The organism is Enterobacter sp. TMH.L2 (assembly GCF_050847315.1).
Classification (GTDB): Bacteria; Pseudomonadota; Gammaproteobacteria; order Enterobacterales; family Enterobacteriaceae; genus Cedecea.
In genome coordinates this window covers 2,711,458-2,725,200 of record NZ_CP193791.1, presented here as the reverse complement: position 1 = coordinate 2,725,200, position 13,743 = coordinate 2,711,458, and the positions used below count along the sequence as shown (strand labels likewise).

Genomic DNA, 13,743 nt, shown 5'->3' with positions numbered 1-13,743 from the left:
TGCGGAGTTACAGCGTTGGGTAGTCGGTGTAGCCTTCCGCGCCGCCGCCATAGAAGGACTCTGGGCGCTGTGGGTTCAGCTCGGCATTTTTGTGCAGACGAGCGACCAGGTCCGGGTTGGCAATGAACGAACGGCCAAACGCGACGGCGTCGATCAGGCCTTTGCCGATCAGATCTTCCGCTTTCTCCGGGGTATAGGCGCCAGCGCCAACGATCACACCGCTAAAACGCTCACGGACTTTGGCACGGAATGCCTCGGTGTACGGTTCGCCACCGGCCCAGTCCGGCTCGGACATATGCAGATAAGCAATGCCGCGTTTGCCCAGCTCTTCAATCAGGTACAGCGCGTCAGCCTCTTCATCCGGGCCGTTGTCCACGTTCTGGAAGGAGCCAATCGGTGATACGCGGATCCCGATGCGGTCGGCACCCCATTCTTTGATCCCGGCATCAACCACTTCCAGCACCAGGCGAGCGCGGTTCTCGCGGCTGCCGCCATATTCGTCGGTACGGTGGTTAGAAGAAGGAGACAGGAACTGGTGCAGCAGATAGCCGTGGGCAGAGTGCAGCTCAACCAGGTCAAAACCGGCGTCACGTGCATTGCCAATTGCCTGGCGGAAGTCATCCACGATGCCCGGAATTTCGTTCAGTTCCAGCGCGCGAGGCATGGAAGTATCTTCGCGAACGGCGTTGCCGTTTTCGTCACGCAGGGAGGTACGGGTCCCGGCACTCAGCGCGGAAGGCGCGACCGGAGCCTGCTGGCCTGGCTGGAGGGTAAAGTGGGAAATACGGCCGGTGTGCCACAGCTGCACCGCCATGTGGCCTTTTTCAGCGTGCACGCCAGCGGTAATTTTTTTCCACGCGGCGATTTGCTCTTCGCTGTGCAGGCCCGGAGCGCCGGCGTAGCCTTTAGCCTGGGCGGACATCTGGGTTGCTTCGCTGATGATAAGCCCGGCGCTGGCGCGCTGGCGGTAATATTCGCCCATCAGCGGGGTTGGGATATCGCCTGGCTCAATACTGCGCAGGCGCGTCAGCGGAGCCATAAAGATACGGTTTGGTACGGTAATAGCGCCAACTTTGAGCGGCGTAAACAGTTTATCTGCTGACATGGTGTTTCCTCAAGTAGACCGGTCGTCTAGTAATTCAGTAAATAAAAAACCTGTCAGGCGACAGGTTCTGCCAATAGGATTCTTACGTGTGCCAGCGCGCTTTCCAGCGGCAGCGCGCTGCGGGATATTTTTGCCTGCAGGCTGGCGCCTACCCACAGCGAGTACAGCACCATGGCCTGCTCGAGCGCTTCGCCTTCAAAGCGCAGGCTTTTTTCGCTGCGGCCTTTCTCCAGGGCATCAGCAAGCAGAGAGATTAGCTGTGAGCCGCCGTTATTCAGCGCGCCGCGCATATCTTCCGAAAGATCACAGACTTCTGCTGAAAGTTTCACTATCAGACAGTTACTCAGGTTTCCGCTCTGGCAGAAGTAGCTCAGCATATCCTGGTACCACTTCAGCAGGCGCTGGCGATAATTGCCTTCGCCGTGCGAAAAGTGTTCCGCCACGCGCAGATTAGAAGCCTGATAATAGCGCTCCAGCATTGCCACGCCAAACGCTTCTTTTGAGCGGAAGTAGTGGTAGAAAGAGCCTTTGGGCACTTCTGCGGTGCGCAACAATTCGCTTAACCCCATGCCGGTAAAGCCCCGGGCAAGGCACAGCCGCTCGCCAATGGCGAGGAGATGTTCGCGAGTGTCGTGTTCAGGATGTCGATTCATGCGCTCAAATGTAGTAGACCAGTCAGTCTAATGCAATAGGCGGCGGCCACTTTTTTGTGACTACCATCCCATTAGCGCCTGCGGCAGTCGGCAAGAATATCCGTATCTTTTTGATAAACCAAGGTATGAATATTCATCATACCGAGCAGGGTTGAGAACAAATTGTCCTGGGACACGGCGTCGCTGGCGGCCTTATTGGCCAGGCACTCGCTGTCCAGCGCAAAGCTTCGCTGGTAATCCTGTGACAGCCAGAACAGCAGCGGGATATGTGTCTGCTGCGAAGGCGCGAGCATATACGGCGTACCGTGCAGGTAAATACCGCTTTCCCCGAGAGATTCCCCGTGATCGGCCAGGTAAACCAGCGCCGTATTCAGTTTATCCTGATGCTGTTTCAGCATGTCGATAGTGCGGCTCAGCACGTCGTCGGTGTGCAGGATAGTATTGTCGTAGGTGTTAATCAGCGCCTGGCGGTCACAGTCCTGAATTTGATTACTGTCGCAGGTGGGGGTGAAGCGGCGGAAGCTGGCCGGATAGCGCTGGTAATAAGCCGGCCCGTGGCTGCCCATCAGATGCAGCACCAGGACGGTATCCCGCTGCAGGCCGTCGAGAACATTGTCCAGGCGGTGGAGCAGCACATCGTCAAAGCAGGCGCCGTCTTTGCAGTAAACGTCCAGCTTCCACTGGGTCATATCCGTATGCGGAACACGGTCGCAGGCGCCTTTGCAGCCGCCGTCGTTATCCCGCCACAGCACGTTCACGCCGCCGTGGGCTAATACGTCCAGCAGGCCTTCCTGGTGCCGGGCGAGATCCGCATCGTAGGTTTTACGCGGCATCACTGAGAACATACAGGGCACAGAAACCGCGGTTTCCGTCCCGCAGGACGAGGCATTCTGGAAGTAAATCACGCCCTGTTTTTTGAGCTGAGGATTGGTCTCACGCTCATAGCCGCCCAGCGAATAGTTCTCGGCTCTTGAGGCTTCACCGACGACCAACACCACCAGCGTTTTCTTCGGCTGCTGTTTAATCAGCGGGCCTCTTTGCGCGTCTTCGCCAATTTTAATCAGCGTCTGATCCCCGGCAAACCAGCGTTCTTTGCTGTAGCGGCTAATGGCACTGATGTAGTTTGCGGGCGTGACCATTTTCACCACGCTTTTATTGTTCCGGAACAGCGAAGCGTAGTCTTTGTAAAACACGGCGGCGATGAGGATTATCACCAGCAGTCCGGCGAGAATGCCGACCAGGCGAGTCAGCACGGTATGCCACCAGCGCGCCGGCTGAACCTTCACCAGGGAAAGCAACAGGGCGGGGATAATACCCAGCAAGGCCAGCCAGCTGACCAGCTGCGGCGTAACCAGCGCGGTGGCTTCCTGGGAATCTGTTTCAAACACGTTGACCATCATGTTTTTATCAATGACGGCGCCGTAGGTGAACACAAAATAGTTGCTGGCAGCGCAGCCGATGACCAGCAGCACCAGCACGGGTTTGCGTAGCCAGGGCAGGTTCACCACGCTGAAAATCATTAGCCAGCCGCAGAACAGTACCACCGGCACCGAAGCGGCAAACAGCCAGCTATGGAGCGAGTCCGGCGCAATTAGCTGCCAGCTGCGGTGGATAAAAAGAGAATTGATCAGCGTAAAGAAAAATGCGCAGCACAGGTTAAACTGCGCATCGTTACACTGTAACTTTTTTAAAAGATTCATATAAGCCGTGAATACAAAACTGAATATGCGCTATCCTGGAGAGAGAAGATTAGTTGAACCTTAATTTTCAGCCGCTTTCAGTCGAGAGGCGATTTTTTAGCCGCCCCGCTTGCATCCGGGGCAGACTCAGGCTTCAATTGATGCAAAGTCGTTAATGAGGCGGGTTAGTGTCTGAGCAGCTAGAGTTCTTCCCCATTCAAAGCCCCTGCCGCGGGATCTGCCAGTCGGATGAACGCGGCTTTTGCCGTGGCTGTATGCGCAGCCGGGACGAGCGTTTCCAGTGGCAGCAAATGAGCGACGCCCAAAAGCAGGACGTGCTGCGCCTCTGCCGCCAGCGCTTATTGCGCAAGTTACGAGCAAACAAGCCAAATTCTCCTGAAGAACCTGAGCAGCCCTCACTGTTTTAATCATTCACCGCCGTTATACTCGGGGAAGATTTTTTCCTTTTTTGAGGTGATTTTTTTATGGTACAGCGTATTACGATTGCCCCGCAGGGCCCGGAGTTTTCACGCCTGGTGATGGGCTACTGGCGTTTGATGGAATGGAACATGTCCCCGCGCGAGCTGGCGAGCTTTATTGAAGAGCACGTTGAGATGGGGATCACCACGGCGGATCACGCCGATATTTACGGCGGGTACGCTTGTGAAGCGGCCTTTGGCGAAGCGATGCGTCTGGTGCCACATCTGCGCGGTAAAATGGAGATTGTCACCAAGTGCGGTATCGCCACCACCGCGAAGCCAGAAAATGCTCTTGGCCACTACATTACCGATCGCGATTACATCATCAGCAGTGCAGAAAGCTCGCTGAAAAAACTGGCCACCGACTATCTGGATTTGCTGCTGATCCACCGCCCGGACCCGCTGATGGACGCCGACGAAGTGGCGGAAGCCTTCACCGCGCTGCATCACAGCGGCAAGGTGCGCCATTTCGGCGTGTCTAACTTTACCCCGGCGCAGTTCTCCTTGCTGCAGTCTCGCCTGCCGTTCACCCTGGCAACAAACCAGGTTGAGCTTTCACCGGTGCACCAGCCGTTGCTGCTGGACGGCACGCTCGACCAGCTCCAGCAGCTGCGCATTCGTCCGATGGCGTGGTCCTGCCTTGGGGGCGGCCGTCTGTTTAACGACGATGAATTCCAGCCGCTGCGCGCCGAACTGCAGAAAGTGGCGGAAGAACTTGGGGCCGACACCATCGAACAGGTGGTTTATGCCTGGGTGATGCGCCTGCCATCTTCCCCGCTGCCGATCATCGGGTCTGGTAAAATCGAACGTGTGCGCTCTGCCATTCACTCGTTGTCTCTGGAGATGACTCGCCAGCAGTGGTTCCGCATTCGTAAGGCCGCGCTCGGCTACGACGTGCCTTGATTGTTACTGACCGCCTGCCAGGGTTCCGGCAGGCGGTGCCTGTTCCAGCTGTGACAGCGAGCAGTAAAGCCGCCAGATAATGCCCGCCAGTTCCCGCGCCGCCGGATCGTGATGATGCGACAGCGTGTTGCACATTCTTTGCAGTTCTTTCAGTGATTCCGCCAGCGGCCTTTGCAGTACACCCCGTTCACTCATCACATCCCGCAGGGTGTGCAGGCAAACGTCCCTGACCATCGACAGCGGGTCGGAGCGTGTTTCCCAGCCGCGCAGCTGCCAGACTACGTGCGAGCAGTTGAGCAGCACCACGCCCCAGCGCAGAAGCCAGCGGCGGGCCGCCTCTTCTTTGCTACTGCTAAGCTGGCTGATGTGGTGGTACACCAGCGATTCAAACTGGCTCTCGCTGTGCTGCGGTTTGCGGCTGAGCTGGTCGATAAACCCGCGCCGCAGCGCCCGGATATGGCGGCGGCTCCTGCGGGTGTCGGAGCTGGGGCGCAGTACCGAAAAAGCCAGCCATGAAATGCCCACGCCGAGGACTTTGGCGAGGTTGTCATTCATAAACCCGGCAAAGTCGTACACCGGCGGATTGCTGACCGACAGAAACGATCCCATAAAGACAATGAGCTGCCCCCAAAGCGCGGCGCGCTTTGCCTGCTGGAGTTTCAGTAACTGCATGGTGAGCAGCAGCGGCAGCAGGAAAATAAGGAACTGCCACAGCTGGGTGACCTGAATCATCAGGCCAAATTTCACCAGGAAACTGAACAGCGACAGCCAAAGCAGGGTCCGCATCAGCAGCGTGAGCGAGCCGAGCGGCGAGGCGACCGAAGAGTAGAGCACACAGCTAATGGCGGCGAGGGACAGCGCGCCGCCGCCGGACTCCCACTGGGTACCGATACACCAGGCGCCGGTCAGGACGATCGTTGCAAAAGTGCGCACGGCACTCCACAGCGCTTCGGCATTGTCGGTATGGCGCGCCAGCGGCGGGGCTTCGGGCGGCGTAATCACCGACACCGGCGTGGCGTTTTCCAGCTCTCTTAGCCAGCGGCTGCTGTTGAGATAGAGCCAGCAGAAATAGCGCAGGCGGTGCCAGAATGCCTGATGGCGATAATCGTCCTGAGAATGAGGGGCGATGTGTTGCAGCAGCCGGGCAACGGTGTATTTATCGGCGTTGGGCTTGGCCAGCTCCCGCAGCAGGCTGTCCAGCACCGACCAGATATTGGCGGGTGCCTCCGGCCAGTTGAGCAGCATCCGACGCAGGCTGGATATCACGCTGGTCAGGCGCAATTGCTGGTGAAGCAGGTAGTTCAGCAGGTTGTTCTGGCGGCGGAAGCGATAGTGGCTCCAGAAAGCCTGAATACGCAGCAGATTCATGGTCAGGATCTGGCCGATAATCCCTTCATGCGCAGTGCGAATGGCGTCGGTGGTTTCCGGCTGCCAGAGCAGGCTGGCGTGTTCGAGTAGCCGGGCGTGCATGTTTTTCAGGGCGCTAACCAGAGCGCTGCCGTCCGAGGTGCTGGGCAGCACCATCATCATAAAGCCGCCGCACAATATCCCGACCACCACCTCGCACACGCGGGCCTGGGCGATATCCCACAGCTCCGTTGATTCCACGGTATCGATCATCGGGAAGGCAATAATGGCGGCAGTGTACCCGGCGAGCATGAAGGCGTAGGCTACGTTATTTTGAAAATGGCTGGAGGCCCAGGTACAAAGCGCCAGCCAGCTTGCCATGGCGAAGGTGAACAGCCAGGGATCGTTCAGCGCGTTGCCGGCAATCATTAACGAGGCTGCCGCGCCGATAAAACTGCCTGCAATCCGCCCCAGACTTTTGCTTATCACGCCGCCAACGGTGGGAAAGCTCACCACGGCGGCGGAGGTCATCGCCCAATAAGGCTCATCCAGATTCAGGCCGTAGGCAATGGCCAGCGCCATGCCCATGGCAATGGCGTTACGCAGCGCATAGCGCCATTGCCCGCCGGTGGCTTTTCCCCACGGCGTGTTATGCCACGCCAGAAAACTGAGATTCATCAGGGCTGAACGCTAACGGTGCAGGTGGTGCCTGACACCAGCGTCACGCCATCAGGAATGGCATCCAGGCTAATGCGCACCGGCACGCGCTGCGCAAGGCGAACCCACGGCACGTTCGGCTTAATGTCCGGGACCAGGTCGCTGTCGCTTTCGATGCTTTGGTCGTAGATCGCGCGGCCAATACTTTCTACTTTGCCGCTCAGCTTTTGGTTGCCGTTGTACAGCACGATCTGCACGGCATTACCCGGCTGAATGCGGCGCAGCTTGGTCTCTTCGAAATAGCCCACCACGTAAAACGAGTGGCTGTCCACCAGCGCGAAGACCGGCTTGCCTTCGCTGGCGTAGTTCCCGACGCGGGAGGTCAGGTTGGTGACCCAGCCGTCTACCGGGGCAGTGACTGTGGTTTGCGAAAGCTGCCACTGCGCCTGCTCCAGCGTGGCCTGGGCGACTTTCACTGCCGCCTGCATCGCTTTAACGTTAATGTTGGCGGTGTCCATGTCTTCGGCAGAAATATAGTTGCGCGGCAGATTCTGGCGGCGGTTCGCCTCGTTGCTGGCTTTGGCCAGATCGGACTGGGCCTTCGCCAGCTGCGCCTCGGCGTTTAGCACCGCAATGTGGTAAGGCGTGGCGTCGAGGGTGAACAACGGAGTGCCTTTACTCACAAACTGGTTGTCTTTCACGTTCAGGGTCACGATGGTGCCGGACACCTGCGGCGTGATGCTCACCTGTTCGGCGCGCACTTTGCCGTCCCGCGTCCAGGGCGACTGCATGTAATAGTTCCATAACAGCCAGCCCGCCAGCAGCGCGGCGGCAAAAACGATGAGGGTGGAAAAATATTTTATTGTTTTGATATTCATTGCGTTACCACATCACCAAAAGAGCCATGCCGGCGCTGACGGACAGCGCGAAAAGGGATAAGTCCATTAACGTGGGATGCCAGATTTCGCCGGAATAAATCCAGTCGCGCAGCAAACGGTGGACGATCAGCCAGATAAAAAAGCCGACAAACACGGCCTTAAACAGCGGAGGGAAGTAGACCGATGCCCCGACCACAAGATCCTGAAGCGGGAAACCGGACGGGCTAAAAGTGAGACTCACGTAGTGATAATCCTTTAAAAAACGGGGGTGGCTGCCGTTTCCCCTCACTTAGATGTAGAATAAAAGTATAGCTGGTTGCATAACTTCAGTGAAAGTAAGGGATTTGTTTTTAACAATTAATGCCTGCACAATAGTCTAAAATCAGTATAATAAGTTAGCAAGCTAATTATAAGGAGATGAAATTGGAATCGCCATCGCCATTAGGTTCGGATCTGGCCCGCCTGGTACGCATCTGGCGTGCTCTGATTGACCATCGCCTGAAACCTCTGGAATTGACACAGACACACTGGGTAACGCTGCATAATATTCATCAGCTGCCGCCAGATCAGTCACAGATTCAGTTGGCTAAAGCGATCGGCATTGAGCAGCCATCACTGGTTCGTACGCTCGATCAACTCGAAGAGAAAGGGTTAATCTCACGCAAAACCTGTGCAAACGACCGCCGGGCAAAACGGATTAAATTGACCGAGCAGGCCGCGCCTATCATTGAAAAGATGGAAGGCGTAATAAACGAAACGCGGGGAGAAATCCTGTCGGGTATTACTCGCGAAGAGCAGGCGCTGTTAAGCAGCCTGATTAATCGGCTTGAGCAAAATATTATTGAACTGCAGGCCCGGGATTAATCTCCCTGGTTGAACCCAAGCCTCGCTGCTTATCCAGCGGGGCTTTTTTTTACCTGACTGTCCGTTACCCGCAAAAATATTCGCCCGGTAGCAAAGAGTTGAGCAGGCGTGTGAGTTTGTTTATCTCTATTTCAGAAGTCTAAATGTAAATTAATTGTTTCTCACCGCCGTCTCCCGCTTTTAATAATGCAGGCATGTTTTTAACAATGAGCCTGCATTATGTCTTATCGCATCAGTATCCTGGATAAAAGCCCGCTTGCGCCCAACGACAGCGCGACGGATGCCCTGGCCCGTACGCTGCATCTCGCGCAGCAGGCAGAGACCTGGGGCTATCACCGCTTTTGGCTGGCCGAGCACCACAACACGCCCCAGCTTGCCAGCCCTTCGCCGGAAGTGTTGATTGCCTGGATTGCCGGGCAGACTCGCCGCATTCGCGTGGGCTCCGGCGGCGTGATGCTTCAGCATTACAGCCCTTACAAAGTGGCCGAAAACTTCAATCTGCTGTCGTCCCTTGCGCCTGGCCGCATCGATCTCGGCGTCGGTAAAGCGCCGGGGGGCTTGCCGCTTTCGACGCAGGCGCTGCAGCACGGGCAATCGCCGTCGATAAAAGGCAGCTTTGATGAACAGCTCACGCAGCTCGACGACTGGCTCTCGCGACGTGAACCCGCGACGGACGAAAGCGTTCGCGCCACGCCGCTACCGGCCCAGCGCCCGGAAGGTTTTTTATTAGGCGCCAGCCTGCAAAGCGCCAGGCTGGCGGCCAGCCTGGACTGGAACTTTGTTTTTGCCGCCCATTTAAACGGCGATAAAACGCTGCTGCGCGACGTAGTGACTGACTGGAAAAAGAACAGCCGCCGCGACGTGCTGGTGGCCGTACAGGCTATCGTGGCACGGGATGCAGGCCGCGCGGAAGAGCTTGCCCGACAGGTGGAAATCTGGGGCGTGGAGCTTGAAAACGGCCAGCGCGTGAGCGTGGCAAGCGAAGAGCAGGCCCACAGCTTTGCCCGCCAGTCCGGCAGCACGCTGCGAAGCCTGACGCGCCGTGAACCTTCGCTGTTCAAAGGCACGCCTGAAGCGGTGCGGGAAGCGCTGCAGGCGCTGCACGAAGAGTACGGCATTGATGAATTTATTATTGATACGCCGGTGGCAGAAGGAGCAGAACGTCTGGCTTCGCTGCAGCTGCTGGCCGAGGCCCATGCGGCTGCGGAGGTGGCTGTATGACGTTTGCTCAGCAACTGATCGACTGGCGTCGCGAGCTGCACCGGTTCCCGGAATTATCCCTTGAAGAAGTGGCAACCACCTCGCGCATCCGCGACTGGCTGCAAAGCGCGGGTATCCGCCTGCTGCCGTATTCGCTACACACCGGCGTAGTGGCGGAAATTGGCGAAGGCGAGAACGCTATTGCGCTGCGGGCCGATATCGACGCACTGCCCATTGAAGAAGCCAGCGGCGTGGCCTTTAGTTCGCAGAATCCAGGGGTAATGCACGCCTGCGGGCATGACGTTCACAGCAGCGTGATGCTGGGCGCGGCGCTGTTGCTTAAGCAGAACGAAACGCAGCTTAACGGCCGGGTTCGCATTCTGTTTCAGCCCGCAGAGGAGCGTTTTGGTGGGGCCAGCACGCTGGTTAAGGCCGGCGTGCTGGAGGGGATCTCCGCCATTTTTGGCATGCACAATGAGCCAGGCCTGCCTGTCGGGGCGTTTGCCACACGCGGCGGCCCGTTCTATGCCAACGTTGACAGGCTGGTCATTCAGGTGCGGGGCAAAGGCGCGCATGCGGCGCGCCCGCATGAAGGCAAAGACGCGATATTGCTTGCCAGCCAATTAGTTACCCTGCTGCAAAGTATCACCAGCCGGGAGGTCAACACGCTGGATTCAGCCGTATTGAGCATTACCCGTATTGCGGGCGGTAACACCTGGAACGTGCTGCCGGAAAGCGTTGAGCTGGAAGGTACGCTGCGCACCCACAGCGCCAGCGTGCGAGAGGCGGTTAAAGCTCGCGTGATTGAGATTGCGGCCGGTCTTGCCAGCGCCTTTGGGGCGGAAATCGACGTCACCTGGCATTTGGGGCCTGACGCGCTGGTTAACGATGAGCGCTGGGCAGCCTTTGCCAGTGAAGTTGCCGCCGCGGAAGGTTACGCCACGCATCATGCAGATCTGCATCTGGGCGGTGAAGATTTTGCGGTTTATCTCCAGCATATTCCCGGCGCGTTTGTCAGCATCGGCAGCGACAGCCGCTATGGGCTTCATCATCCGGCCTTCGATCCCGATGAAAGACTGATTGAACCCGCAGCCCGTTATTTCGCCCGGTTAGCCCAATCGGCGCTACAACAACTTTAACTCTAATCAGCGACGGCGGATTTTAACGTTCCGCATAAGGATAAGGCATGTCTGCAACACGACAATTAAGACTGGGTACGATATTACATGGCGCGTCGGGAAATATGTCGGCCTGGCGCCATCCTGCTGCGGTAGCCGATGCCAGTATCAATTTTGAGTTCGTCAAACAAACGGCATTCAAGGCGGAAGAGGGGAAGCTGGATTTTATCTTTGTGGCCGACGGACTTTATATTAACGAAAAATCTATCCCGCACTTTTTAAATCGCTTTGAGCCGCTGACGGTATTATCTGCCCTGGCGAGCGTGACGAAGCATTTGGGCCTGGTGGGAACATTGTCGACGTCGTATAGCGACCCTTTTACCACGGCGCGCCAGTTTGCGAGTCTCGATCATCTGAGCAACGGCCGCGCCGGCTGGAACGTGGTCACGTCTCCGCTGGAAGGATCGGCTAAAAACTTCTCCAGAACCCAGCATCCTGAACACGCGCTGCGCTATCGCATCGCCGATGAATACCTGGACGTCGTAAAAGGGCTCTGGGATTCATGGGAAGAAGATGCTTTTGTGCGCAATAAAGAAAGCGGGCAGTTCTTCGCCCCTGAAAAGCTGCACGCGCTCGATCATCAGGGGGATTTCTTCCAGGTCGCGGGGCCGCTGAACATTGGCCGCACGCCGCAGGGCAGGCCAATTTTGTTCCAGGCCGGCGCCTCGGAAGACGGCAAAAAGCTGGCGGCAAAACATGCCGATGCCATTTTTACTCACCATGAATCGCTCGATGAGGCAAAAGCCTTTTACCGGGATGTGAAAAACCAGCTGGAAGGGCAAGGCCGTGAGGCTGACTCGCTGCACATCTTCCAGGGCGTGAGCGTCATCGTTGGCACGGATGCCGAAGACGCTGAACGGCAGTACCAAACCACCGCCGCGCTGGTCTCCATCAGCGATGCCCTGAATTACCTGGGCCGTTATTTCGAACACCATGACTTTAGCCAGTACCCGCTGGACGAGCCTTTTCCCGATATCGGCGATTTGGGCCAGAACAGCTTCCGCAGCACCACCGATGAGATCAAACGCAACGCCCGGGAGCGCGGGTTAACCCTGCGCCAGGTCGCGCTTGAAGCCGCCAGCCCAAGGCCGCGTTTTTCCGGTTCGCCGGAACAGGTGGCGGACGGCCTGCAACAGTGGTTTGACGAGCGAGCGGCAGACGGATTCATCATCCAGGGCGGCACCCCGGACACCTTCCCGCGTTTTGTGGATCAGGTTGTGCCGGTCCTTCAGGCTCGTGGCCTGTTCCGCACCGAATACCCCGGCATCACGCTGCGCGAAAGCTTTGACCTTGCGCAACCCGAAAATCGCTACGGCAAATAAAACAAATAAAGAGAAAAACTATGCAAAAAACATCCCTGCTGCTGGCGATTGCGCTGGCGTGGACGCCGCTTACCTGGGCGAACGACGTGACCATCAACGGCACTGGCGTCAGCCTGGAAGCCAACAAAGCGCCGATCAATACCGCTAAAAATCCGCAGGCCATCGCGCAGTTGCCTAAAGATTATCGATTTGCCGTTCCCGGTAAATTTACCGTGGCAGTGGCGGCGCTCAATTCGCCGCCGCTGACGGTTTTTTCTGATGACAATAAAACCCTGCTAGGCAGCGAAGTCGACATTGCCCGCCTGGTTGCCGACAGCCTGGGACTAGAGCTGAACGTGGTCCCGACCTCCTGGGAGGACTGGCCGCTCGGCGTAGCTTCCGGGAAATATGATGCCGCGATCAGCAATATTACCGTCACCAAAGATCGCAAAGAGAAGTTCGATTTTGCCACCTACCGCAAAGACTCGCTGGGCTTTTATGTGAAGTCCAGCAGCCCGATTAAATCGCTCACCCACGCGGAAGATATCGCCGGGTTGCGCATCGTCGTTGGGTCCGGCACCAATCAAGAAGCGATCCTGCTGGCGTGGAATGCGGAAAACGAGAAAAAAGGGCTGAAGCCGTTTACGCCGGTGTACACCAAAGACGATGCCGCGCTCACGCTGGCGCTGCAGTCCGGGCGAGCCGATGCCTGGTTTGGGCCTAATGTCACCGGGGCATGGAAAGCGGCGCTGACCGGTAAAACAAAGCTGGTGGGCAGCGTGGACGGCGGCTGGCCAAAAGCGGCACACATTGCGGTGACGCTGAAAAAAGGCAGTGGCCTGGTGGAACCGGTGCAGGCGGCGCTCAACGGCGCGATTCAACAGGGCGACTACGACAAAGTTTTAAAGCGCTGGGGTGAAGGCGTGGAGCGTATTTCTGCCTCGGAAGTTAACCCTGCCGGTTTAGGCGATTGAGGAGGCGTATATGAGCGAATATTTTCGCGTTTTGTCCCCGGAAGCGCCGGAGCTACAGCCAATCATTAGCGGCCTGTTTGGCGAGTACGCCGCTCGCTACGGGGATTTTTTCTCCCGTGATGCCGAAGTGGAGCTGACCGAATGGTATCTGCCGCCGCAGGGCATTTTTATCGTGCTGGAGCGCGAGGGTGAAATTATTGCCACCGGGGCCTACAAGCCCTACGACCAGCAAACCGCCGAGATCAAACGTATCTGGACGAAAAGTACTCTGCGCAAGCAGGGCCTGGCCGGACGAGTGGTTCGCGAACTGGAGAGACTGGCCCTTCAGGCTGGCTACAGCCGCATCTATCTCACCACTGGCTTTCGTCAACCGGAGGCCGTCAGGCTTTATCTGAGCGAGGGCTACGATCCGCAGTTCAGCCTGGAGGTTGACCCCGAAACGTTCAGCCTGCCGCCCTACGACGGGCGGCTACGGTTCACCAAAATCTTAGCGCTGGAAAGCCTGAGTAAAACGGCCTGAGGAGT

General features: G+C 57.4%; 12 protein-coding genes and 1 pseudogene. 7 read left to right on the top strand and 6 right to left on the bottom strand.

The features are described 5' to 3' along the window. Positions 1-7 precede the first annotated feature (7 nt). The 3 genes from ACREYP_RS13030 to eptA form a co-directional block, all read right to left on the bottom strand. On the bottom strand, positions 8-1,105 hold the full coding sequence (locus ACREYP_RS13030) for an alkene reductase (RefSeq protein ID WP_336817668.1): 1,098 nt from the start codon (positions 1,103-1,105) through the stop codon (positions 8-10). A gap of 53 nt (positions 1,106-1,158) precedes the next feature. Beyond that, the gene (locus tag ACREYP_RS13025; RefSeq protein ID WP_008456467.1) at positions 1,159-1,758 is read right to left on the bottom strand and encodes a TetR/AcrR family transcriptional regulator; all 600 of its coding nucleotides are present in this window, start codon (positions 1,756-1,758) and stop codon (positions 1,159-1,161) included. Between the two features lie 71 nt (positions 1,759-1,829). Next, the gene (eptA, locus tag ACREYP_RS13020) at positions 1,830-3,458 is read right to left on the bottom strand and encodes a lipid A phosphoethanolamine transferase (protein WP_498880902.1); all 1,629 of its coding nucleotides are present in this window, start codon (positions 3,456-3,458) and stop codon (positions 1,830-1,832) included. A gap of 167 nt (positions 3,459-3,625) precedes the next feature. Between eptA and ACREYP_RS13015 the strand changes: the two genes are divergently transcribed. Beyond that, positions 3,626-3,865 (top strand): DUF1289 domain-containing protein, encoded by a 240-nt coding sequence (locus ACREYP_RS13015; RefSeq protein ID WP_008456463.1) that lies wholly within the window; start codon positions 3,626-3,628, stop codon positions 3,863-3,865. A 57-nt stretch (positions 3,866-3,922) separates the two neighbouring features. Beyond that, positions 3,923-4,819, top strand: a complete 897-nt coding sequence (locus tag ACREYP_RS13010; RefSeq protein WP_008456461.1) for an aldo/keto reductase — start codon at positions 3,923-3,925, stop codon at positions 4,817-4,819. 3 nt (positions 4,820-4,822) lie between these two features. Here the strand turns inward: ACREYP_RS13010 and ACREYP_RS13005 are convergent, their stop codons facing one another. The 3 genes from ACREYP_RS13005 to ACREYP_RS12995 are packed head-to-tail and all read right to left on the bottom strand — an operon-like array spanning position 4,823 to position 7,942. Then, positions 4,823-6,844: an FUSC family protein gene (locus ACREYP_RS13005; protein ID WP_336817664.1), complete on the bottom strand. Its 2,022-nt coding sequence runs from the start codon at positions 6,842-6,844 to the stop codon at positions 4,823-4,825. Then, entirely contained in the window at positions 6,844-7,701 is an 858-nt protein-coding gene (locus ACREYP_RS13000; RefSeq protein ID WP_166874735.1) for an efflux RND transporter periplasmic adaptor subunit, read from the bottom strand. Before ACREYP_RS13000 ends, ACREYP_RS13005 begins: the two co-directional genes overlap by 1 nt. A 4-nt stretch (positions 7,702-7,705) precedes the next feature. After that, complete coding sequence (locus ACREYP_RS12995) at positions 7,706-7,942, bottom strand: DUF1656 domain-containing protein (RefSeq protein ID WP_008456455.1); 237 nt, start codon at positions 7,940-7,942, stop codon at positions 7,706-7,708. A gap of 176 nt (positions 7,943-8,118) precedes the next feature. On the opposite strand from ACREYP_RS12995, the gene slyA reads away from it, so the two are divergent. The 5 genes and pseudogenes from slyA to ACREYP_RS12970 all read left to right on the top strand — a co-directional run bounded on the left by slyA (position 8,119) and on the right by ACREYP_RS12970 (position 13,738). After that, on the top strand, positions 8,119-8,565 hold the full coding sequence (gene slyA, locus ACREYP_RS12990) for a transcriptional regulator SlyA (RefSeq protein ID WP_034808293.1): 447 nt from the start codon (positions 8,119-8,121) through the stop codon (positions 8,563-8,565). Positions 8,566-8,784: 219 nt separating this feature from the next. Continuing rightward, positions 8,785-9,786, top strand: a complete 1,002-nt coding sequence (locus ACREYP_RS12985) for an MsnO8 family LLM class oxidoreductase (protein ID WP_166994127.1) — start codon at positions 8,785-8,787, stop codon at positions 9,784-9,786. After that, positions 9,783-10,904, top strand: coding sequence for an amidohydrolase (locus ACREYP_RS12980; protein WP_336817662.1), 1,122 nt, complete (start codon positions 9,783-9,785; stop codon positions 10,902-10,904). Before ACREYP_RS12985 ends, ACREYP_RS12980 begins: the two co-directional genes overlap by 4 nt. Before the next feature lie 47 nt (positions 10,905-10,951). Continuing rightward, positions 10,952-13,218 (top strand): annotated as a pseudogene (locus ACREYP_RS12975) (NtaA/DmoA family FMN-dependent monooxygenase). 10 nt (positions 13,219-13,228) lie between these two features. Beyond that, positions 13,229-13,738 (top strand): GNAT family N-acetyltransferase, encoded by a 510-nt coding sequence (locus ACREYP_RS12970; protein ID WP_166874724.1) that lies wholly within the window; start codon positions 13,229-13,231, stop codon positions 13,736-13,738. Positions 13,739-13,743 lie beyond the last annotated feature (5 nt).